The 21,307-nt window shown below is 61.0% G+C and carries 20 protein-coding genes; 10 read left to right on the forward strand and 10 right to left on the reverse strand.

The window, feature by feature from the left end; genetic code table 11:
* The first annotated feature begins 217 nt into the window (after positions 1-217).
* Genes livH through UB23_RS20140 form a run of 4 tightly spaced genes read left to right on the forward strand, consistent with a single transcriptional unit; the run spans position 218 to position 3,859 of the window.
* The gene (livH, locus tag UB23_RS20125) at positions 218-1,141 is read left to right on the forward strand and encodes a high-affinity branched-chain amino acid ABC transporter permease LivH (protein ID WP_045061059.1); all 924 of its coding nucleotides are present in this window, start codon (positions 218-220) and stop codon (positions 1,139-1,141) included.
* The gene (locus UB23_RS20130) at positions 1,138-2,394 is read left to right on the forward strand and encodes a high-affinity branched-chain amino acid ABC transporter permease LivM (RefSeq protein ID WP_045061060.1); all 1,257 of its coding nucleotides are present in this window, start codon (positions 1,138-1,140) and stop codon (positions 2,392-2,394) included. The genes livH and UB23_RS20130 overlap by 4 nt, the downstream gene beginning before the upstream one ends.
* Positions 2,391-3,158, forward strand: coding sequence for a high-affinity branched-chain amino acid ABC transporter ATP-binding protein LivG (livG, locus tag UB23_RS20135; RefSeq protein WP_045061061.1), 768 nt, complete (start codon positions 2,391-2,393; stop codon positions 3,156-3,158). The genes UB23_RS20130 and livG overlap by 4 nt, the downstream gene beginning before the upstream one ends.
* The gene (locus UB23_RS20140) at positions 3,158-3,859 is read left to right on the forward strand and encodes an ABC transporter ATP-binding protein (protein ID WP_045061062.1); all 702 of its coding nucleotides are present in this window, start codon (positions 3,158-3,160) and stop codon (positions 3,857-3,859) included. The genes livG and UB23_RS20140 overlap by 1 nt, the downstream gene beginning before the upstream one ends.
* A 58-nt stretch (positions 3,860-3,917) precedes the next feature.
* Here UB23_RS20140 and UB23_RS20145 read toward each other — a convergent pair whose 3' ends face one another.
* Positions 3,918-4,826: a LysR family transcriptional regulator gene (locus UB23_RS20145; protein ID WP_045061063.1), complete on the reverse strand. Its 909-nt coding sequence runs from the start codon at positions 4,824-4,826 to the stop codon at positions 3,918-3,920.
* Between the two features lie 105 nt (positions 4,827-4,931).
* Here UB23_RS20145 and UB23_RS20150 point away from each other — a divergent pair, with 105 nt between their 5' ends.
* The 3 genes from UB23_RS20150 to UB23_RS20160 all read left to right on the forward strand — a co-directional run bounded on the left by UB23_RS20150 (position 4,932) and on the right by UB23_RS20160 (position 8,152).
* Positions 4,932-5,531, forward strand: coding sequence for a short chain dehydrogenase (locus tag UB23_RS20150; protein WP_045061064.1), 600 nt, complete (start codon positions 4,932-4,934; stop codon positions 5,529-5,531).
* Positions 5,532-5,784: 253 nt separating this feature from the next.
* On the forward strand, positions 5,785-6,438 hold the full coding sequence (locus tag UB23_RS20155) for a COG3650 family protein (protein WP_045061065.1): 654 nt from the start codon (positions 5,785-5,787) through the stop codon (positions 6,436-6,438).
* A 100-nt stretch (positions 6,439-6,538) separates the two neighbouring features.
* Entirely contained in the window at positions 6,539-8,152 is a 1,614-nt protein-coding gene (locus UB23_RS20160) for an NAD(P)/FAD-dependent oxidoreductase (RefSeq protein WP_045061066.1), read from the forward strand.
* A 163-nt stretch (positions 8,153-8,315) separates the two neighbouring features.
* Here UB23_RS20160 and UB23_RS20165 read toward each other — a convergent pair whose 3' ends face one another.
* Complete coding sequence (locus UB23_RS20165; protein WP_045061067.1) at positions 8,316-9,410, reverse strand: PLP-dependent cysteine synthase family protein; 1,095 nt, start codon at positions 9,408-9,410, stop codon at positions 8,316-8,318.
* A 249-nt stretch (positions 9,411-9,659) separates the two neighbouring features.
* Between UB23_RS20165 and nhaA the strand changes: the two genes are divergently transcribed.
* Positions 9,660-10,850: a Na+/H+ antiporter NhaA gene (gene nhaA / locus UB23_RS20170; RefSeq protein WP_045061068.1), complete on the forward strand. Its 1,191-nt coding sequence runs from the start codon at positions 9,660-9,662 to the stop codon at positions 10,848-10,850.
* Positions 10,851-10,920: 70 nt separating this feature from the next.
* On the opposite strand, the gene UB23_RS20175 is transcribed toward nhaA, so the two are convergent.
* Positions 10,921-11,385 carry a glycine zipper 2TM domain-containing protein gene (locus UB23_RS20175; protein ID WP_020798113.1) on the reverse strand — a complete coding sequence of 155 codons (465 nt, stop codon included), beginning with the start codon at positions 11,383-11,385 and terminating at the stop codon, positions 10,921-10,923.
* A gap of 167 nt (positions 11,386-11,552) precedes the next feature.
* On the opposite strand from UB23_RS20175, the gene UB23_RS20180 reads away from it, so the two are divergent.
* On the forward strand, positions 11,553-11,789 hold the full coding sequence (locus UB23_RS20180; RefSeq protein ID WP_045061069.1) for a hypothetical protein: 237 nt from the start codon (positions 11,553-11,555) through the stop codon (positions 11,787-11,789).
* A 5-nt stretch (positions 11,790-11,794) separates the two neighbouring features.
* Here UB23_RS20180 and pdxH read toward each other — a convergent pair whose 3' ends face one another.
* The 5 genes from pdxH to dinG form a co-directional block, all read right to left on the reverse strand.
* Positions 11,795-12,442, reverse strand: coding sequence for a pyridoxamine 5'-phosphate oxidase (gene pdxH, locus UB23_RS20185; RefSeq protein ID WP_045061070.1), 648 nt, complete (start codon positions 12,440-12,442; stop codon positions 11,795-11,797).
* A gap of 24 nt (positions 12,443-12,466) precedes the next feature.
* Positions 12,467-13,573: an OmpA family protein gene (locus tag UB23_RS20190; protein ID WP_045061071.1), complete on the reverse strand. Its 1,107-nt coding sequence runs from the start codon at positions 13,571-13,573 to the stop codon at positions 12,467-12,469.
* 112 nt (positions 13,574-13,685) lie between these two features.
* Positions 13,686-14,831, reverse strand: a complete 1,146-nt coding sequence (locus UB23_RS20195) for an EstA family serine hydrolase (RefSeq protein WP_045061072.1) — start codon at positions 14,829-14,831, stop codon at positions 13,686-13,688.
* An 89-nt stretch (positions 14,832-14,920) separates the two neighbouring features.
* Positions 14,921-17,299 carry a beta-galactosidase gene (locus UB23_RS20200; protein ID WP_045061073.1) on the reverse strand — a complete coding sequence of 793 codons (2,379 nt, stop codon included), beginning with the start codon at positions 17,297-17,299 and terminating at the stop codon, positions 14,921-14,923.
* Positions 17,300-17,394: 95 nt separating this feature from the next.
* Positions 17,395-19,539, reverse strand: a complete 2,145-nt coding sequence (gene dinG, locus UB23_RS20205) for an ATP-dependent DNA helicase DinG (RefSeq protein WP_045061074.1) — start codon at positions 19,537-19,539, stop codon at positions 17,395-17,397.
* Positions 19,540-19,638: 99 nt separating this feature from the next.
* Between dinG and UB23_RS20210 the strand changes: the two genes are divergently transcribed.
* Positions 19,639-20,103 (forward strand): CopD family protein, encoded by a 465-nt coding sequence (locus UB23_RS20210; protein ID WP_045061075.1) that lies wholly within the window; start codon positions 19,639-19,641, stop codon positions 20,101-20,103.
* A gap of 107 nt (positions 20,104-20,210) precedes the next feature.
* Here UB23_RS20210 and UB23_RS20215 read toward each other — a convergent pair whose 3' ends face one another.
* Positions 20,211-20,969, reverse strand: coding sequence for a collagen-like triple helix repeat-containing protein (locus UB23_RS20215; protein WP_045061076.1), 759 nt, complete (start codon positions 20,967-20,969; stop codon positions 20,211-20,213).
* Positions 20,962-21,240, reverse strand: a complete 279-nt coding sequence (locus UB23_RS20220; protein WP_045061077.1) for a DUF1145 domain-containing protein — start codon at positions 21,238-21,240, stop codon at positions 20,962-20,964. Before UB23_RS20220 ends, UB23_RS20215 begins: the two co-directional genes overlap by 8 nt.
* Between the last annotated feature and the right edge of the window lie 67 nt (positions 21,241-21,307).

Consider the following 21,307-nt stretch of genomic DNA (forward strand, 5'->3'; position numbering starts at 1 on the left):
GACTGCCCACAAAGCCCACGGCGTGCCGTGGGCTTTGTTTTACAAATGTACTGGGCCGCGCTTGCGTGATCCGCAAGTCTCCCCACCTGAAAATCTCAAAACCGTCATCAGCGGTTCGCTGGCAAACCCCGAATTCGAAGTGGATGCAGATCCGCGGGATCGGGCGGGAAAATGACTCCACCAGTGAAATGCGTATCAGGTTTTTAGGAGCGCTGTAATGCCTGACATCTATCACTTTTTCCAACAGCTGGTTAACGGCCTGACCGTTGGCAGCACGTATGCCCTGATCGCCATCGGCTATACGATGGTTTACGGCATCATTGGAATGATCAACTTCGCCCACGGCGAGGTGTACATGATTGGCTCCTACGTGGCGTTCATCGCCATCGCAGGCCTGGCCATGATGGGACTCGACAGCGTCCCGCTCCTGATGACTGCCGGTTTCATCGCGAGCATCGTCGTCTGCAGTGCCTACGGTTACAGCATCGAACGGATTGCCTATCGCCCCTTGCGTGGCAGCAACCGTCTGATTCCGCTGATCTCGGCCATCGGCATGTCGATCTTCCTGCAGAACACCGTTCTGCTGTCGCAAGACTCCAAGGACAAATCCATCCCCAACCTGATCCCCGGGAATCTCTCATTCGGGCCAGGTGGTGCACATGAAGTGCTGATTTCGTACATGCAGATCGTCGTGTTCGTGGTGACCCTGGTCGCCATGCTCGGCCTGACGATGTTCATCTCCCGTTCCCGACTGGGTCGCGCCTGCCGCGCCTGCGCCGAAGACATCAAGATGGCCAACCTGCTGGGTATCAACACCAACAACATCATTGCCCTGACCTTCGTCATCGGTGCGGCGCTGGCAGCCATTGCAGCCGTGTTGTTGAGCATGCAATACGGCGTGATCAACCCGAACGCCGGCTTCCTCGTTGGCCTCAAGGCCTTTACCGCTGCGGTACTTGGCGGCATCGGCAGCATTCCCGGCGCCATGCTCGGCGGACTGGTGCTTGGGGTGGCGGAAGCCTTTGGTGCCGATATCTTCGGCGACCAGTACAAGGACGTCGTGGCTTTCGGCTTGTTGGTTCTGGTTCTGTTGTTCCGGCCGACCGGCATCCTGGGCCGTCCGGAGGTTGAAAAGGTATGACTAAGAATCTTAAGCAAGCGCTCTTCAGCGCGCTCCTGGTCTGGGCAGTTGCCTATCCGGTGCTCGGCCTCAAACTGACCATCGTTGGCATCAACCTGGAAGTCCACGGCACCAGCAACATGACCCTTGCAATCATCGCGATCTGCTCGGCACTCATGTTCTTGCGGGTACTGTTCGACGACCCTATCAGCAAGGCCTGGAAATCCTCGCCGTCCATGCCGTTGATTCCGGCCAAGGCCAGCAACTTCCTGACCCTGCCGACCACTCAGCGCTGGATCATCATCGCGTTGATCATCGGTGCCCTGGTCTGGCCGTTCTTCGGCTCCCGTGGCGCGGTGGACATTGCGACCCTGATCCTGATCTACGTGATGCTGGGCCTGGGCCTGAACATCGTGGTCGGTCTCGCAGGCCTGCTCGACCTGGGTTACGTCGGTTTCTACGCCGTCGGTGCCTATAGCTATGCGCTGTTGTCGCACTACCTGGGCTGGAGCTTCTGGGTCTGCCTGCCGGTCGCCGGCCTGATGGCAGCCACCTTTGGCTTCCTGCTCGGCTTCCCGGTTCTGCGCTTGCGGGGTGACTACCTGGCGATCGTGACCCTGGGTTTCGGTGAGATCATCCGTCTGTTCCTGCGTAACCTCACGGACATCACTGGCGGCCCGAACGGCATCAGCAACATCGAGAAGCCCACGTTCTTCGGCCTGACCTTCGAACGCAAAGCGGCCGAAGGCATGCAGACGTTCCATGAGTACTTCGGGCTGCAATACAACTCGATCAACAAGGTGATTTTCCTCTACCTGGTTGCGCTGTTGCTGGCCCTGGCGGCCCTGTTCGTCATCAATCGCCTGTTGCGCATGCCAATCGGCCGTGCGTGGGAAGCGTTGCGTGAAGACGAGATCGCTTGCCGTGCACTCGGTCTCAACCCGACCGTCATCAAGCTGTCGGCCTTCACCCTGGGCGCCAGCTTCGCCGGTTTTGCAGGCAGTTTCTTTGCTGCCCGCCAGGGCCTGGTCACGCCCGAGTCATTCACCTTCATCGAGTCGGCGATCATCCTCGCCATCGTCGTTCTGGGTGGCATGGGCTCGCAGCTGGGGGTGATCCTGGCTGCCGTGGTGATGATCCTGCTGCCGGAAATGATGCGTGAATTCAGTGAATACCGCATGTTGATGTTCGGTGCCTTGATGGTGCTGATGATGATCTGGCGTCCTCAGGGACTGCTGCCCATGCAACGTCCTCACATGGAGCTGCGCAAATGAGCCGCGAGATCCTGAAAGTCGAAAATCTGAGCATGCGCTTCGGCGGCTTGCTGGCGGTCAACGGCGTGGCCCTGACCGTCAAGGAAAAACAGGTCGTCGCCTTGATCGGCCCTAACGGCGCTGGCAAGACCACGGTGTTCAACTGCCTGACCGGCTTCTACAAGCCGAGCGGTGGCAGCATCCTGCTCGACGGCCAGGCGATCGAAGGCCTGGCCGGGCATGAGATCGCCCGTAAAGGCGTGGTGCGAACCTTCCAGAACGTGCGGTTGTTCAAGGACATGACGGCGGTCGAGAACCTCCTGATCGCCCAGCATCGTCACCTGAACACCAACTTCCTGGCGGGTCTGTTCAAGACCCCGGCGTTCCGCAAAAGCGAGCGCGAGGCGATGGAATTTGCCGAGTACTGGCTGGACAAGGTCAACCTCAGGGAATTCGCCAACCGAACGGCTGGCACGCTGGCCTACGGTCAGCAACGTCGCCTGGAAATCGCCCGCTGCATGATGACCCGCCCGCGGATCCTCATGCTCGACGAACCGGCTGCTGGCCTGAACCCCAAGGAAACCGAAGACCTCAAGGCGCTGATCGGCGTGTTGCGTGAAGAGCACAACGTCACCGTGCTGTTGATCGAACACGACATGAAGCTGGTGATGAGTATTTCCGACCACATTGTCGTCATCAACCAGGGCACTCCCCTGGCCGACGGCACGCCGGAACAGATCCGCGATAATCCTGAAGTGATCAAAGCCTACCTGGGGGAAGCGTAATGCTGCAGTTCGAAAACGTTTCCACCTTCTACGGCAAAATCCAGGCCTTGCACGGCGTCAATGTGGAAATCCGCCAGGGTGAAATCGTCACCCTGATTGGTGCCAACGGTGCCGGCAAGTCCACCTTGCTCATGACGTTGTGCGGTTCACCTCAAGCTCACAGCGGCAGTATTCGCTACATGGGCGAGGAACTGGTCGGGCAGACTTCGGCGCAGATCATGCGCAAGAGCATTGCCGTGGTGCCGGAAGGCCGTCGAGTGTTTGCTCGCCTGACCGTGGAAGAAAACCTCGCCATGGGCGGATTCTTCACCGACAAGGGCGATTTCCAGGAACAGATGGACAAGGTCCTCGGACTTTTCCCACGCCTGAAGGAGCGCTTCAGTCAACGCGGCGGCACCATGTCCGGCGGTGAACAGCAGATGCTCGCCATCGGCCGCGCGCTGATGAGCAAGCCCAAGCTGCTGCTGCTGGACGAGCCGTCACTGGGTTTGGCGCCGATCATCATCCAGCAGATCTTCGACATCATCGAACAGCTGCGCAAGGATGGCGTCACGGTCTTCCTGGTGGAGCAGAACGCCAACCAGGCGCTGAAAATCGCTGACCGAGCGTACGTTCTGGAGAACGGTCGGGTGGTGATGCAAGGCACTGGTGAAGCGCTGCTGACCGATCCGAAAGTGCGCGAGGCTTATCTGGGCGGCTAAGCACAATACCCTGTAGGAGCTGCCGGAGGCAGCTCCTACAGTGGTCATGTGTCGTGCCTCAAAGCTTGTCCAAGGCCTCACCACTGCGCTTGAACCACCCCATCAGATAGTCCGCCAGCACCTGCGTGCGTTTCGGCAAACCGCCCTGATACGGATGCACCAGATACATTGGCATCCTGCGGGTCTGATAATCACGCAACAACCAGCGCAAGCGCCCGTCGGCCAACTCCGTTTGCAATAAATACGACGGCAACCGCGCAATCCCCGCCCCCGCCAGCGCCGCTTTCTTCAGCAGACTGTAATGATTGCTGGCGAACGGTCCCATCACTCGCACCCGCAGCAACTCGTGCTGCTGGTGATAGAGCCATTCTTCGCGACCGCTGTAATGGCTGTTGAGCAGGCAGCGGTGCTCTGCCAGTGCCTGCGGTGTTGTGGGCTCACCATAGTGTTCAAGGTACACCGGGCTGGCGCAGGTCATCTCATGCCAGGCCAACAGCGGTCGGGCCACCAGCCGCTCGTCGTTACCAACCTCGGAGCGCACTGCAAGATCAAAACCCTCTCGGGATAAATCGCGGAATTCGTTACTCAGGTCCAGCTCGATTTGCACCTCTGGGTACTGTTGGGAGAATTCCAGCAACACCCCATCGAAGAAAGTTTCGCCCAGCGACACCGGCACAGTCATGCGCACTGGCCCGGCCATATCGTCCTTCAATCGCGCCAATGCCTGCCGCGCCCTCTCCACTTGCACCACCAGTGCCTGGGCCTGGGGCAATAGCGCAGCGCCGGCCGCCGTCAAACTCAGGCGGCGGGTGGTGCGCTGCAGCAGGACTACGGAAAATCGGCTTTCCAGCAGGCTGATGCGCTTGGACAATTGCCCCTTGCTGCAACCCAGTTGCTGCGCAGCCAGGGTAAAACTCCCCGCCTCGATCAATACCGCGAACGCCGCAAGGTCATCCATTTCGCTCATTGATTGTTTCCGTTTAAAAACCAAAGGTTGCCTATTAGCACGCTTATCAGCGAAAAAAACCACCCCTAGACTGGAGCCTCGTTTAAACCACCCGGGGATCAGGGCATGAAAATTCTGTTGATAGGCGCAGGCGGCACCATCGGTTCAGCGATCGACAAGGAGTTGTCGCAACGTCACGAAGTCATTCGCATCGGTCGTAACAGTGGCGATCTGCAGGTGGATATCAGCGACAGCGCCTCGATTCGCAAACTGTTCGAGCAGACCGGAAAATTTGACGCCCTGGTCTGTGCCGCTGGCAACGTGACATTCGCGCCGCTGGATGAGATGTCCGAGGAGAGTTTTGCACTGGGGCTGAAGGACAAACTGATGGGGCAGGTCAACCTGCTGTTGATCGGCCGCGAGTTCGCCAATGATGGCGCCTCGTTCACCTTCACCACTGGCGTCCTGAGCCATGACCCGATCCGCAGCGGCGCTTCGGCGGCCCTGGTCAACGGTGCGCTGGACAGCTTCGTGCGCGCGGCGGCTATCGAATTGCCTCGCGGGTTACGCGTGAACTCCATCAGCCCGACCGTGCTGCTGGAGGCGATGGGCAGTTATGCGCCGTACTTCCGCGGGTACAAACCGGTTCCTGCGGCCGATGTGGCTTTGGCTTACGCCAAAAGCGTAGAAGGCTTGCAGACGGGTCAGACTTTTCACGTGGGCTGAGCCTGAAATAATTTGCGGGAAGCTCGCCAGTGACCTGTGGGGCCTTGCCAGTGAATCTGTGGGAGCAAGGCTCGCCCGCGATGGCGCCCTTGAGATCGCTATCGCGAGCAAGCTTTGCTCCCACAGTTGATCCAGGTTGATCCAGTTTGATCCGGTTTCAGGCAGTGGGAGCCAGGGGGGCCCACTGCATCGCCGGGGTTGTGATGAGCGGTCAGGCTGCGTAACGTGGCGGCACTTGTCTGGAGAACCAAAGATGCGTGTTGCCCGTTCCCTTGTCCTTGTTGCCTTGCTGCCATTGTTTGCCGCGTGCCAGTTGTTCGATGGTCCGCGGCAAAGCGCCTCCCACGTGGGCCAGACCCGCATGCAGGGCCAGTTGACGGCGGCGGATGGCAAGCTGGTGTTCCAGCCGTGCAATCAATCGAGCAGTTTTGTGGTCAACGACACCGGTGGCACCAGCGTGCTGCAGGAGGCTGCGACCCTGGCAGACAATCAGGGCAAGTTGTTTGCCGACGTGCGCGGGCGCATCGACGGCAACCGCCTCGACCTGCAGCAGTTGTACCGCGTCGAACGCTCGGGCACGGCCTGTGATGATCCCAACTTCAAATTGCTGATCCTGCGCGCCGCCGGCCAGACGCCGCCGTGGAGCGTCAAGGTCAGCGGCAAGGGCATGGTCATTGACCGCGCCGGCCAGCCACCCCTGGCCCTGCCCTATGTCGAGGAACAGCTGGGTGACGGCCGCTTCAATCTCAGCACTGAAGCCAATGACCAACGCATAGAGCTGTGGGTCGCGCCGCAACGGTGCGTAGATGCCACCACGGGCGCGGTCCAGCACATGAGCGCCGAACTGCGTATCAACGGCCAGGTCCAGCGTGGTTGCGGGTATTTCGGCGGCGCGCGTGACGACTGATCGTTTTAGCCTCACTGATTCGGGTCTTTGGGGCTTATAATCACCGGTTTGTGCTATTCCGCCCTGGCGCAGTCAAGCGCCCCGCGAACCGGATCCTGTCATGTTACGAATCACCGAACTCAAGCTGCCGATCGACCATCCCGAAGAAGACCTGCGCCCTGCCATCGTGCAGCGCCTGGGCATTGCCAGCGATGACCTGCTCGATTTCACCTTGTTCAAACGCAGCTACGATGCGCGTAAAAAGTCTTCCGAACTGTGCTTCATCTACACCGTCGACCTCAACGTGCGCGATGAAGCGATGGTGCTGAACAGGTTCGTCGATGACCGTAACGTCAATGTGGCGCCGGATGTCAGCTACAAGGTCGTCGGCCAGGCGCCGGCGGATCTCGAACAGCGCCCGGTGGTCGTGGGTTTTGGTCCGTGCGGGATTTTCGCCGGTCTGCTGCTCGCGCAGATGGGTTTCAAGCCGATCATTCTCGAGCGCGGCACCGAAGTTCGTCAGCGCACCAAGGACACCTGGGGCCTGTGGCGCAAAAACGTGCTCAATCCAGAGTCCAACGTACAGTTCGGTGAAGGCGGCGCCGGGACGTTCTCCGACGGCAAGCTCTACAGCCAGATCAAGGATCCAAAATTCATCGGGCGCAAGGTCCTGCACGAGTTCGTCAAGGCCGGCGCGCCGGATGAAATCCTGTACGTCAGCAAACCGCACATCGGCACCTTCCGGTTGACCGGGGTCGTGGAGAATATGCGTGAGCAGATTCGTGCCCTGGGAGGCGAAGTGCGCTTCCAGCAGCGCGTCACTGACGTGCTGATCGAAGACGGACAGCTGACCGGCGTCGAGCTCGATGGCGGCGAACAGATACATTCCAGGCACGTGATCCTGGCCCTCGGCCACAGCGCCCGTGACACCTTCCGCATGTTGCACGGCCGTGGTGTGTTTATGGAAGCCAAGCCGTTCTCGGTGGGTTTCCGCATCGAACACCCGCAATCGCTGATCGACCGCGCGCGCCTGGGCAAGTACGCCGGCCACCCGAAACTCGGCGCCGCCGACTATAAACTGGTGCACCACGCCAAGAATGGCCGCTCGGTCTACAGCTTCTGCATGTGCCCTGGCGGCACCGTCGTAGCCGCGACGTCCGAGCCGAACCGGGTGGTGACCAACGGCATGAGCCAGTATTCGCGTAACGAACGCAACGCCAACTCGGGCATCGTCGTGGGCATTACCCCGGAAGTCGATTACCCGGGCGGCCCGCTGGCAGGGATCGAGCTGCAGGAACGCCTGGAGTCCCACGCTTTCGTGCTGGGGGGCAGCAACTACGAAGCCCCGGCGCAACTGGTCGGGGACTTCATTGCCGGCAAGCCGTCCACCGCACTGGGGAGTGTCGAGCCGTCCTATAAACCCGGAGTCGCCTTGGGGGACCTGGCGCTGGCGCTGCCAGCGTTTGCCATCGAAGCGATTCGTGAAGCACTGCCTGCCTTCGAAAAACAGATTCGCGGCTACTCGCTGCACGACGCGGTGCTGACCGGAATCGAAACCCGCACGTCCTCGCCACTGCGCATTACCCGCGACGAGTCGATGCAGAGCCTCAACGTCAAGGGTCTGTTCCCAGCGGGTGAAGGCGCCGGTTATGCGGGCGGGATTCTCTCGGCAGGTGTGGACGGGATCCGGATCGCCGAAGCAGTGGCTCGCGACATCCTCGGCCTCGAGGCCTGATGCTCTAAGCCACTACAAAAGCTTGTGGAAAAACCTGTGGGAGCGAGCCTGCTCGCGATTGCATACGATCAGCCAGCATATCGGGTGAATGTTAATCCGCAATCGCGAGCAGGCTCGCTCCCACAGGGGACTACCACATAGGTTCTTCAGTGCCGCAGCGCCTTCAGATATTGGCGCGCAGCACGCTCGCCGGCAACGGTTCCCCACGCTCGGCACTCGCCGCGACCGCATCGATCAGGCCACTCAACTCATACCCCTGCGCCTTGAGCCAGGACTGATCGTAGTAGGTGTCGGCATAGCGTTCGCCACCATCACATAAAATCGCCACGATCGACCCCGACTCCCCCGCCGCCGCCATCTGTTGGGCTGCCATCAAAGCGCCAATCAGGTTAGTCCCGCTCGATCCGCCGACATGCCTTCCCAAGCGTCCGGCAAGGTAATGCATGGCCGCCAGAGACAGCGCGTCCGGCACCTTGACCATCGCATCAATAACCTTCGGCAGGAACGACGCTTCTACCCGGGGCCGACCAATACCTTCGATGCGCGAACCGTGGTCCAGGCGCAGGCTCGCGTCGCCAGTCTGGTAGAAATCGAAGAACACGGAACGCTCGGCATCGGCGCACAGTACGCGCGTGCAGTGCTGACGATAACGCACATAACGCCCCAGGGTCGCCGTGGTACCGCCCGTGCCGGGGCTGGAAATCAGCCAGCTCGGTTCCGGGTGCTTTTCGAAGCGCAGCTGGTGGAAGATTGATTCGGCGATGTTGTTGTTGGCGCGCCAGTCGGTCGCGCGCTCGGCATAGGTGAACTGATCGATGAAGTGGCCATCGTGCTCGCGCGCCAGGCGCTCGGACTCGGCGTAGATCTGCGTCGGATCATCCACCAGGTGACTCTTGCCACCGTAGAAGGCGATCTGCGCGATCTTCTCCCTGGACGTAGTCGCCGGCATCACCGCAATGAACGGCAGGCCCAGCATCCGTGCGAAATAAGCCTCGGAAATCGCCGTCGAACCGCTGGACGCCTCGATCACCGGCGCCCCCGGCTTGAGCCAGCCATTGCACAATGCATACAGGAACAAAGAGCGGGCCAGTCGATGCTTGAGGCTCCCCGTGGGGTGGCTCGACTCATCCTTGAAATACAGTTCGATGCCGGTAAACCCGGGCAACGGCAAAGGGATCAGGTGAGTGTCGGCACTGCGCTGGAAGTCCGCCTCAATGATCCGAATGGCTTCTCGGGCCCACTGTCGGTTGTCGCTCATGGTGGTTTTCTCGTCGGATCGGGTTTTGGCAGACCTTTTTTGAGGCCCAACATGCAAGCTTAGGAAAAAACCTACATCACGCACAGGTACAGCTGAGGTTCAATAAGTTTGGCAACTGCTAGGCTCAGCCTCGGGTCCAGCACCCATAGCTGTAACGCTATATAACAAAATAGAATATAACTTTTGTTTTAACAACTAACGGCACGGGTTAGGGTGTGCCACCTTCGAACCTATCAATGGAGAGTGACCTTGCCACTGCGTAGCACTTTCACGCGTTTCTTTCAGCTGGAAGCGGCCAGCGGTCTATTACTGATCGCCGCCGCAGTCCTGGCCCTGATCATCAATAACTCCCCGCTGTCGTGGCTGTACACCAGCTTTCTCGACACTCCGGTGGTGGCGCAGATCGGTGCGCTGCAAATCGCCAAGCCGGCGCTGCTCTGGATCAACGACGGCCTGATGGCGTTGTTCTTCCTGCTGATCGGCCTGGAAGTGAAGCGCGAAGTCCTCGACGGCCAGCTGTCAAAACCTTCCCAGGTCGTCCTGCCCGGTGCCGCGGCGATTGGTGGCATGGTCATTCCCGCGCTGGTCTACTGGTTCTTCAACCGGGATAACGGCGCAGCCCTTGATGGCTGGGCCATCCCGATGGCCACCGACATCGCTTTCGCCCTGGGCGTGCTTGCCCTGCTGGGCAAACGCGTACCGGTGTCGCTCAAACTGTTCCTGATGACCCTGGCGATCATCGATGACCTGGGTGCAATCATCGTCATCGCGATCTTTTACTCAGGCACCTTGTCGACCCTGTCCCTGGCTCTGGCAGGGGCCTGTATAGCGGCACTCATCGCGATGAACCGGCTGGGTGTGGTCAAGCTTGGGCCGTACATGATCATCGGTCTGATCCTCTGGGTTTGCGTGCTGAAAAGTGGCGTCCACGCCACGCTCGCCGGCGTGACCCTGGCCTTCTGCATCCCGCTGCGCACGAAAAATGCCGAGACTTCGCCGCTGCTGACCCTGGAACATGCCCTGCATCCCTGGGTAGCCTATGGCATCCTGCCGCTGTTCGCCTTCGCCAACGCCGGCTTGTCGCTGAGCGGCGTGACCGTCGAAAGCTTTACTCATCACGTACCGATGGGCATCGCCATCGGCCTGTTGCTGGGCAAGACTGTCGGGGTGTTCGGCCTCACCTGGCTGGCGGTTAGAACCGGCATCGCAGCCCTGCCCCAAGGTGCCAACTGGGGCCAGGTGCTAGGCGTGGCGATCCTCTGCGGCATCGGCTTCACCATGAGCCTGTTCGTTGGCTCACTGGCGTTTGAACCGGGCGTCAGCGAATTCGCTGGCATGGACCGCATGGGTATTTTGACCGGGTCGATCCTGGCGGCGCTGATTGGTTATGCCGTGACAGCAGCGGCAAGTCGCAAGAATGCTGCGCTGGCCCACGCCTGACACAGGTTTGCAGCAAAATAAAAAACCCCGACCAGTCTCCTGGTCGGGGTTTTCTTTTGAGCGGTTACGCTTAGTGCGAAACGCGGCTCGTACCATCCACGGTGGCGATCCGCACTCGCTCGCCGACACGGAACACTTCGTTTTCCTGAACCTGCTGCACGTAGGCGCGCATGCTGCCGTCGTCTTCGCGCACGGTGATTTCCACGCCCTGGGTACGGGTCAGGCCCTCTTCGGTGGCAGACCCCAGCAAGCCGCCGGCAACTGCGCCGATCACGGCTGCAACGATGCTGCCGCGACCGCCACCAATGGCGCTACCGCCGACGCCACCGACGACCGCACCGGCGGCACCGCCGATCGGGGTCTTGGTGCCTTCAATTTTTACCGGGCGCAGTGCTTCGATGGTGCCCATGCGAATCGTCTGCACGCGACGCGCTTCGTCACGGGAATAGGAGTCACCGGTCAGGCTCGATTGGCAGCCAGTGAGCAACATCGCCATCGTCGAAAAGGAAGCAACCAACAAAACAGACTTACGCATAGCATCAACTCCAAAGGACAGGTATTCATTAAACTCCGCAGCATGACGCCTGTCACGGCATCGCCCGGATAAAAGTGGTTTGATTCAGGGCACGTACAGGCGCCCCTCGAATTCACCACACAGTAGCGTCAAATTACGAGATCTGCGTCACCGACCCAAGGATTTTCATGGATTACTTCATCATTGTCGTCACCACTGTCGCCGGTTTGTACTTCCACTGGTGGCTGTACGTACGGATCAAACGCTGGATGGACCGTGACCTGGCGTTAGCCCTGGCCGAAGGCGACGAAGGCAAAAAAGTCTTCATGCTCCAGCAACTGGCGAACGCTCAAGCGCAGGGGATCAAGCGTCGGGAATTGCCGCAGTGGCTCAAGGCCGCTGCGGCGAGCTATCCCGCTCGGTAGACTGCTCAGGGTGCCAGACGTTCAAGAATCCAGTCGGCGCCCTGCAGGCGGTAGTTGAGGCGATCGTGCAGACGGCTCGGACGGCCCTGCCAGAATTCGACGCGCTCAGGCAACAGGCGATAACCCCCCCAGTGCTCGGGACAATGCGGCTGCGTATCGCTGAAACGTTGCTCGGTGTTCTTGAGCAGCGCTTCCAGCTCGCCACGGTCGGCGATCACCCGGCTTTGCGGCGAAGCCCAGGCGCCCAGACGGCTGCCCAACGGCCGAACCTGATAGTAGGCATCGGACTCCTCGGGAGAAACCTTGACCACCCGCCCCTCGATACGCACCTGACGCTCCAGGGCCGGCCAGAAGAAGGTCATGGCAGCGAACGGATTCGCCGCCAGATGCTGACCCTTGGCACTTTCGTAGTTGGTGAAAAACGTGAAGCCTTGCTCGTCCAGCCCCTTGAGAAGCAGGATCCGGCAATGCGGGCGCCCGTCCGGATCGACGGTGGCCAGGGTCATGGCATTGGCCTCCACCGGCGCCTGTTCGGTTTTCACCGCCTCGGCGAACCATTGATGGAACAACCCGAACGGCTCTGCCGGAGCTTGCGCCTCGGTCAGGCCGTCCCGGGTGTAGTCGCGACGCATATCAGCCAGGCCCTGGGTCATGGCGCATTCCTTTTGGTTAACGAATCACTTTTTTGCAGCGTCAGCAGCCGCGACTTTCTTGTCAGTGGCTGTCGCCTTGGCTTTGGCCGGCGCAGTCTTCTTGGCCGGCGTAGCGGTTTTTGCCGGGGCCTTCTTCGCGGGCGCCTTGGCGGCAGCTTTTTTGGCCGGGGCCTTCTTCGCGGCCGGGACATCGGCTTTCTTCGCCACAGGAACCGGAGCGACCGGCGCCACCGCTGGCTTGACGTCCTGGGCCGCGACCATGCGCACGGGTGCCGGAGCCGGCATGTTGTACTTGCTCAACAACGCAACCATGGTGTTCTGCGGAGTCACCAGCAGTTCCACGCGACGGTTCAAGGCGCGCCCTTCGACGCTATCGTTGGCTGCCCGTGGCGCTTCACTGCCCATGCCGCGCAGCATCAGGCGATCACGTTGCAGGCCGCTTAGACGGAAGATTGCTGCAACAGCCTGGGCTCGCTCCTGGCTCAACTTGACGTTGGCCGGATTGGCACCGGAGGTATCACTATGGCCGAGCACCAGGACCGCAGTCTTGGGATCGACTTCGAGAATCTTAGCGACGCGGGTGAACGGGCCCAGGGTGACTGGTAGCAGCATGGCCGGGCGATCCGGGTTGAACGAACCTTCGACAGGCGCGGTGACTACCAGCACGTTTTCACGACGCTCAAGTTGCAGGTTGCTGTCCTTGATCGCGGTGCGCAGGCGCGGTTCGTAGTCATCGAGCCAGGCTTGGGTGACTTTCGGATCAGGCATCGGTACGGCCTTGGCGACAGGCTGATCCTTGCCGCCAAACGGCCACCACCACTTGCCACCTGCTTCGGCTTGGGCCTTGGCCACTTCGACCGGCTTGGCTTGAGCTTTCACGTCGGGGTTCTTGTCCAGAACTTCTTCCGAACCGAACGGCCAGTACCAGGGATTGGAGCTTTCGGCCTTGGCGACCGGTGCAGTCGCTGCTGGTTTGAGCGGGGCAGGCGCCGGGGTTGGCTCTTTTGCGGCAACTTTATCGGAGGAACCAAATGGCCACCAGCTACTGCCATCTGCGTCATTTTGTGGAGTCTGTGCGCAACCGGTGATGGCGAAGCACAGGGCCAGGGCGAAAGTTTTATTGGACGACATTGGATATCCACAAAATGAATTAACAAAAATCAGACCAGAATGGCCTGCATAAAGACACGCTTTGAAACCAGAAACGCTGTCAGGTTCCGCCCTGGAAGCCTGACGACCGGGTTTACAGACAAGTGGCCAGTACTCGCGCAAGGTTTTGCGCGCGGGGATCCATCAAGACGTACGGCCCCAGTGTATTTGTCACAAATCCGAAAGCAACATCATGTTCCGGGTCAGCAAAACCGATGGAACCGCCGGCACCCGGATGCCCGAACGCGCGCGGGCCGAGGCCATAGGTGGCATTGGGAACGTCCGGTTGATCGAGCATGCAGCCCAGCCCGAAACGGGTCCGGGTCAATAAAGTCTTGTCGTCGCCGACGCTGTGTTCGCGAGTCAGCTCGTCGAGCATTTCGCTTTCGAGCAGGCTGCCATCCAGCAGGCCGGCGTAGAACCCGGCCAGGCTGCGCGCATTGCCATGCCCATTGGCGGCCGGCTGCTGCATCCGGCGCCACTCCGGTTTATTGGTGCTGGTCAGGACCGACGGCGGATTGGTGAACGCGCGAGTGGTCATCGCCGTGGGTTCGCGCATCGTCACTTGCAGCAGGCGCTGGGCCGCGGCATCGCCGACATTGCCCTTGCCGCGGGCGATATGCGCCACCCGATGGAATTCTTCGTCGGCCAGGCCGACATGAAAATCCAGCCCCAACGGCTTGGCCACTCGCGCCACAATCGACTCTCCGGGGCCACGACCGTCGGCCCGCCGCAGCAATTCACCGACCAGCCAGCCATAGGTGATCGCGGCATAGCCGTGACCAGTGCCCGGGGTCCACCAAGGTGCTTCGGCGGCCAGGGCGTCGACCATGGCTTGCCAGTCGTAGAGGGCCTGCGGGGCCAGCACCTCGCGCAAGGCTGGCAAGCCTGCCCGATGGCACAGCAGTTGGCGCAGGGTTATCGATTCCTTGCCCGCCGCAGCGAATTCCGGCCAATAGCGAGCCACCGGTGCATCCAGTTGCAGCTTGCCTTCGGCAACCAGTTGCAGGGCAGTGACTGCGGTGAAGGTCTTGGTGCAGGAAAACAGGTTGGCAATAGTATCGCTATGCCAAGCCTCGCTGCCGTCCTTGTCGGCGCTGCCGGCCCAAAGATCGACCACCGTTTCCCCGCCAACCTGGATACACAAGGCTGCGCCACGTTCCTGGGGATCGTCGAACAATGCCGCGAATGCCTCGCGCACGGCTTCGAACCGGAGTTCGTAATGACCCTGAATCTGCACCCGCAACTCCCCTGACTTATGTTCTAAAAAGTGGCCGCATTGTTCCAGCCATTGACGGTTTTGGGAACAGGTGCGGGCCGGGCGGTCGATTACTTGGCCGCCTTGCCGGCCTCGCCTTTACGCCCGCCTTCGGCATCATGGCCGGCCTTCTGCGCCGCGCCCCGGGCCTTTTCAGCTTCTTTGGCCAGTTGATCGACAGTCGCCAGGTTACTCTTGCGCACGCTGTCGACAAATCCCTGGAACGGTAGATCGGTGATGCCCACCAACCCGAAGTGGCCATTCTCACCGTCCAGCAAGCGCCCGGTAACGGGTTGATCCAGGTACTGGAACCAATGCACCCCGACAATTGAGGGTTCCTTCAGCGCCTGCTTGAGGAAGTTCGCATAAGCCGGCCCGCGGTCCTCTTCTCTCGCCAGCTGTGTCACGCCTCCCCAGAACGGCCCGCGATCAGCCGAACCGAAGTTGAACTCGGTAATCAGCACGGGCTTGTCCAGGCTGCGCAGTTTCTCGAAGTCATAACCATCCTGCGGCTGCAGCGTGTACATGTTGAAGCTCAACACATCGCAATACTGGGCGCAGGATTCGACCGCTTCTGGCGTGCTGACGGCAAATCGGCCGCCCAGCAACAGCTGGTTGGGGGCGTGCCACTTCAGCGAGTCGGAGATGGTCTTGAAATAGGTGTCGGCGAAAACTTTCTGGAAGTATTTGAAGTCCGCCTCAATCTCGGGGTACTCCGCGCTCGGTTGCGGCGGTACGAACCCCGGGTCCTCCATCAGTTCCCAGGCCGGCAGGTCGATCCCCCAGGCTTTGGACAGGCCTGCCTGGTTGCGATACTTGTCACGTAGCTGCTTGAGGAACGCACGTTTGGCCGGGACATCGGTGGTCATTTTCAGGGTGCCGTATGCCAGCGCATAGCGGGCTTTCGGGTCATCGCCGGGGCCGGCCCAGGCCAGCTCGTTATCGGCGAAATAGCCAATCAGCCATGGATCATCACGGTGATCGCGCGCAGCGATGGCCACGGCGCGCTCGGTGGCCATGGCAAACCGCGGGTCAAACGGATCGGGCATGCCTCCCCACCAGTCAGTGCCCGTACTGATGCTCGCGTAATCGCCGACGATCGATAAGGGCACGGTGTAGGGCACTCGTTCGGCATCACCCAGCATCGGCGCACTCCAGTTGCCCACGGTATTGAAACCCCAGGCTTGCAGGCGATCGAGGGTGTGGGCCGTCCAGCGTTTGTCGTCGAAGACTTGCGGCGCGCAAGGGGCGGCGGCAGGTTTCTCGGCCGCTTCGGCGTCGGCCTTGGCGGCATCGGCAACCCCGGCCTTGGTTTCGCTCGTCACAACGCACGGCTGGCCATACAGACGCTGCAGGTTGGCACCGTAAAAATCGTACCAGCGTCCGGCGTTGTTACCACGCCCCTGGTCGGCGCCATTGCCCCCGCGGTTGTCGCCTTCGCCATAATGGCTGGCCAGCGGCTCATCGGGCTTGGGCAGGGACTCGAACATCCACTCGCGACCGGCAATGTAAGTCTGATTGACCTCCGGGGTCACAGTGTTCACGCCCAGGGAGTAGAACGGGTGGCCTTCAGGAGTGACCAGGTACCAACGCCCCTCTTGCTTCTCGCTGCGGAAAAATCCGCTGGCCTTGAATTGCGGGCCCTTGGTCCAGCCTCCGAACTTGTCCAGGGAAGATTTCTCGCGCTCTGCCAACCAGCTTTTCAGCAGTTGCTGTTCCTTGGCAGCGGCGCTTTTCAACTGCTCATCGCCAGTGACTTTTTCCGGCCATTTGGCACGAGTTGACTGACCGTAGGCATCCACCAGACCGCCATACGCCGCCTGTACCACGCCCTCGCCGTCCTGAACGCCAAAGCGTTCCAGCAGAATGCTCTGGGCAACTTTCGGTTGATCCATCGACAAGGTCACCGACACCACCTGGCTGCGATCCAGCTCTCCGGCGCTACTGGCCAGCAGTACTCGCTGACCATCGACGGTGATCGGCATCGGTGGCCCGGCTTTCATGCCCAGGCTCAGCGGCGAGCTCGGTTGCAGCGGCACCATCAAGGTCTGCGCAGGGCCAGCCGGCAGGTCGACCCGGCTGACCAGGGTCTTTCCATCATTGCTCTGGATTTTCACGTAGAGGGTCAGTGCCCAGCTCATTGCACTTTGGACGCGCAAGCTCATGACGCCCGACTGCGACCAGTCCCATGCACCGCTTTGCGGGGTCAGGCGCAGCGTCGGTTGTGCCACCGGATTGAATGTCACCCTGCGCAGTACTTCACCTTCGGCCGTCTGCTCCGCGTTGGACTGCGGCAAGCTGGCGTCCTGGGTCGCTACCTGAACAACGTCAGCGGGGCGCACAAAGTTGAACAGCGTCTGTTGACCGGCAGGGGCTGCCAGCAAAGGGGCTGTGAACATCAGGGCAAAAACCCCAGCAGGTAACGAATGGCGCAGCGAACGGCGAATCATGGGAACGAAGTTCTCCCTAACGACCAAAATGGGCCAGTGGAATATCGGTGGCAGAGAGATAGACAACGCGGCGGGCGAAATTGCCCACCGGTGCCTCAGGAAATTTCACGACGGAATGGCGGCAACGCATTGAGAATGGCCTTGCCGTAACGCTGGGTAACCAGACGTCGATCGAGCAAGGTGATGGTGCCGCGATCCTCTTCGGTTCGCAGCAATCGCCCGCAGGCCTGGACCAGTTTGAGCGAGGCGTCCGGCACCGAGATTTCCATGAACGGATTACCGCCACGGGCCTCGATCCATTCCGCCAGGGCCGCTTCAACCGGGTCGTCGGGCACCGAGAATGGAATCTTCGCGATCACCACGTGTTCGCAGTAGGCTCCGGGCAAGTCCACGCCTTCGGCAAAACTTGCGAGACCGAACAGCACGCTCGAATCCCCGCCATCAACCCGCGCCTTGTGCTTGTTCAGGGTTTCCTGCTTGGAAAGGTTGCCCTGGATAAACACCTGCTTGCGCCAGTCGCGATCAAGCCCGTCGAACACGTCCTGCATTTGCTTGCGCGAAGAAAACAGGACGAGGGTGCCGCGCGAACCTTCCACCAACTGCGGCAGGTCGCGAATGATCGCCGCAGTATGCGCTGGCGCGTCCCGTGGATCGGCTTTCAGGTCGGGAACCCGCAGCACGCCGGCGTTGGCATGATGGAACGGGCTGGGGACCACCGCCGTCACGGCTTTTTTCGGCAGCCCGGCACGCATGCGAAAACGGTCGAAGGTGCCCAGGGCGGTCAGTGTCGCCGAGGTCACCAGGGCACCGTAAGCCACATTCCAGAGGTTGCGTCGGAGCATTTCCGCCGCCAGGATCGGGCTGGCGTTGACCTCGATGTCGAACAGCGAGCCGCTTTCGGCCAGGGTCAGCCACCGCGCCATCGGCGGGTTGTCTTCAGGGTCCTCGACGGTGAACGCGGTCCACAGTTCCCAGTTGCCCGTACAGCGGGACAGGAGGCTACCGAACAGCGGGTACCACTCTTCGGCCTGGTTGCTGGCGATGCCGATGTTGACTTCGCCGTCCATGCCTTCCTTCAACAATTCGGTGAGACGGGTGAACACGTCATTCAGGCGGGCGAAGCCCTTCTTCAGCTCGATGCCCATTTCCCGCATGTGCTCGGGAATCACTCCGCCGACAAAGCGATGCCGTGGCCGCTCACGACCTTCGACGTCTTCGCCTGGTTTGAAATCGGCCACCTGCTCACAGGCGGTAAACATGAACTGCTGCTGGGTCTTGATTTCCCGCGCGAGTTCCGGCACCTGCTCGATCAGCTTGCCGAGGTCGCCTGGCAGCGGGTGCTGGGCGAGTAATTTGGTGAGGTTCTTGGCGGTAGTCTCCAGCCAGTCGGCCGTGGAGCGCAGACGCGTGTAATGGGCGAAGTGACCAATCGCCTTGTCTGGCAGGTGGTGACCTTCGTCGAAGACGTAGATGGTATCGCGAGGGTCCGGCAGGACGGCACCGCCCCCCAGTGCCAGATCGGCCAGCACCATGTCGTGGTTGGTGACGATCACGTCGACCTTACCCATGCCTTCGCGGGCCTTGTAGAAGGCGCACTGGCCGAAGTTGGGGCAATGGCGGTTGGTGCACTGGCTGTGATCGGTCGTGAGGCGGGCCCAGTCGGCGTCTTCCAGGGCGGTGGACCAGCTGTCGCGATCGCCATCCCACTTATTGCCGGCAAGCTTCTCGATCATGCTGGTGAACAGCTTCTGGCTGGCTTCGTCGACCTCGATGCGAAAGCCTTCCTCTTCGAACAATTGCGCCGTAGCCGTTTGCGCGTGGCCTTCCTGCAACAGCATGTCGAGCTTGGACAGGCACATATAGCGCCCCCGGCCCTTGGCCAGGGCGAAGCTGAAATTCAGCCCGCTATTGCGCATCAGGTCGGGCAGGTCCTTGTAGACGATCTGCTCTTGCAGCGCCACGGTCGCCGTGGCGATCACCAGGCGCTTGCCGGCGGCCTTGGCCGTCGGTATCGCCGCCAGGCTGTAGGCCACGGTTTTACCGGTACCGGTGCCGGCTTCCACTGCGACAATCGCAGGGTCGCCACTGCGCCGGCCCTCGTCGTCGGTGTCGATATCCCCGAGGACTTTGGCAATTTCGGCGATCATCAGGCGTTGGCCGTAGCGCGGCTTGAGGCTCTTGGCCTCGAGAAAACGCGAGTAGGCGCCCTGGATCGTGGTTTTGAGTTCGGTGCTGATCATGGATAGTCGGGCGCAAAAAACGCTGGATAAATTTTCAGTGGTTCGGTTCGGCCGCTATCATACCCCGCTAATTAATCCCGCGCAGAACGGAGTACCCAAATGACACTTTTTGCCATCGTTTACAGCCTTCATGTCCTGTCGGCCCTGGTATGGGTCGGCGGCATGTTTTTCGCCTGGATGGTCTTGCGCCCGGCGGCCATGAAGGCGCTGGAGGGCCCTGCCCGGCTGAAACTGTGGGTCGAGGTGTTCAGCGGTTTTTTCCGCTGGGTCTGGGTCGCGGTAGTGGTGTTGCCGATCAGCGGCGTGGGCATGATTCACCTGCAATATGCCGGTTTTGAAAGCGCGCCGCGTTATGTGCAGGTGATGATGGGGTTGTATGTGGTGATGACGGCGCTGTTTATTCGCATCCAGGCGCTGATGTTGCCCGAGCTGCGCACGGCCGTGGCGGCGCAGGACTGGCCGGCTGGCGCCGGGATTTTGGGAAGGATTCGCCGACTGGTGGGGATCAATCTGCTGGTCGGGTTGCTGCTGGTTGCAATTGCGGCGGCTCGACCGATGTTCTGAGTCAGCAGGGCGGACGCCATCGCGGGCAAGCCTTGCTTCCACGGGTTTTCATCAACCCTGTGGGAGCAAAGCGTGCTCGCGATGACCATCACAGGATCACAACAATCCTACAACCGCTGCACAGTCACCGAACCCGCGGCCCCTGCAGGCCCAGGTTGACCATCGACACCCGGACGACCGGCCTTGCCGCCATCGGCGCGATAAACAATGCAGCCTTTGGATTTGCCGCCCGCACCTGGCTTGCCACCGGGGCCCGCGAGACCACCCGCACCGCCGGCCACCTCGACCTTGATCTGCTCGACCGGATAATCGCGCGGCACTTCCAGCCTGACCAGCGCACCGGGCGCACCAGCCTGACCGTCGCTGCCATTACTGCCGTCCGCCCCGCGACCAGCCTGGCCCCAGGTGCACCCCGGTGCCTGGCCGTTGGCGCCATCAAGCCCGACGAACCCTGGCGCCCCCGCCCCACCACGGGCGTCCACCGCCAACTGCGGGGCATTCAACGCCTTGATCTGCAAGTTGAGGTTGCGCCCCGACCGGGCTGCCTTGAGGTAGGTACCCGGCGCACCGCGGGCCGTGATCTGGCTGCCCTCGGACAACTCGGCACGACTGACCTTCAGGTCGAGCGCCTGCTCGCTGGGCACAATGGCGATCCGCGCTTCGCGCCCCAAATGCAGTTCGCCCACCGTGACTTCGGTAACGTTCGAGGGAATCAGCAAGGTGCCGTAGTCGGCTACTTCCAGTCGTTCCAGGGACAACGTGCTCGCGGTGTTGGGCAAGCGCATCAGCGAGTTGGTTTCGACGCTCACTACCTGGGCGCAAGCCAGTGGACTGATAAATGCGGCGAGCAGACAGAGATTACGCATGGGAAGCCTTCGATACGGTCGGAGCCGGAATGGTTTGCAGGTGGTATACGCCGAAAAACACAATCTTCAGGCGATCACGCCACGGATGGGCGCGACCTTTGAGGCTGCGATTGCACAGCAGCACCTCCAGAAGATGCAGAACGGCCAGCAGGCCGCCGGTCGCGGGGACCAGCAAATTCAGCGGGAAGACGAACGGCATTAGCCAGTTGACTGCCACTACCGCCCAGAACAACAGGGTCAGCAGCTTCCATAGCCCCCAGAACACCTTCATACGCTCTCCCGATGAGAATTATTCTTTGCGCGCACAGTAACGGCTTCCGCGCGGGATAAGCCATAGG

Origin of the sequence: Pseudomonas sp. ES3-33 (assembly GCF_000952175.1) — a bacterium.
Taxonomy (GTDB): domain Bacteria; phylum Pseudomonadota; class Gammaproteobacteria; order Pseudomonadales; family Pseudomonadaceae; genus Aquipseudomonas; species Aquipseudomonas gregormendelii.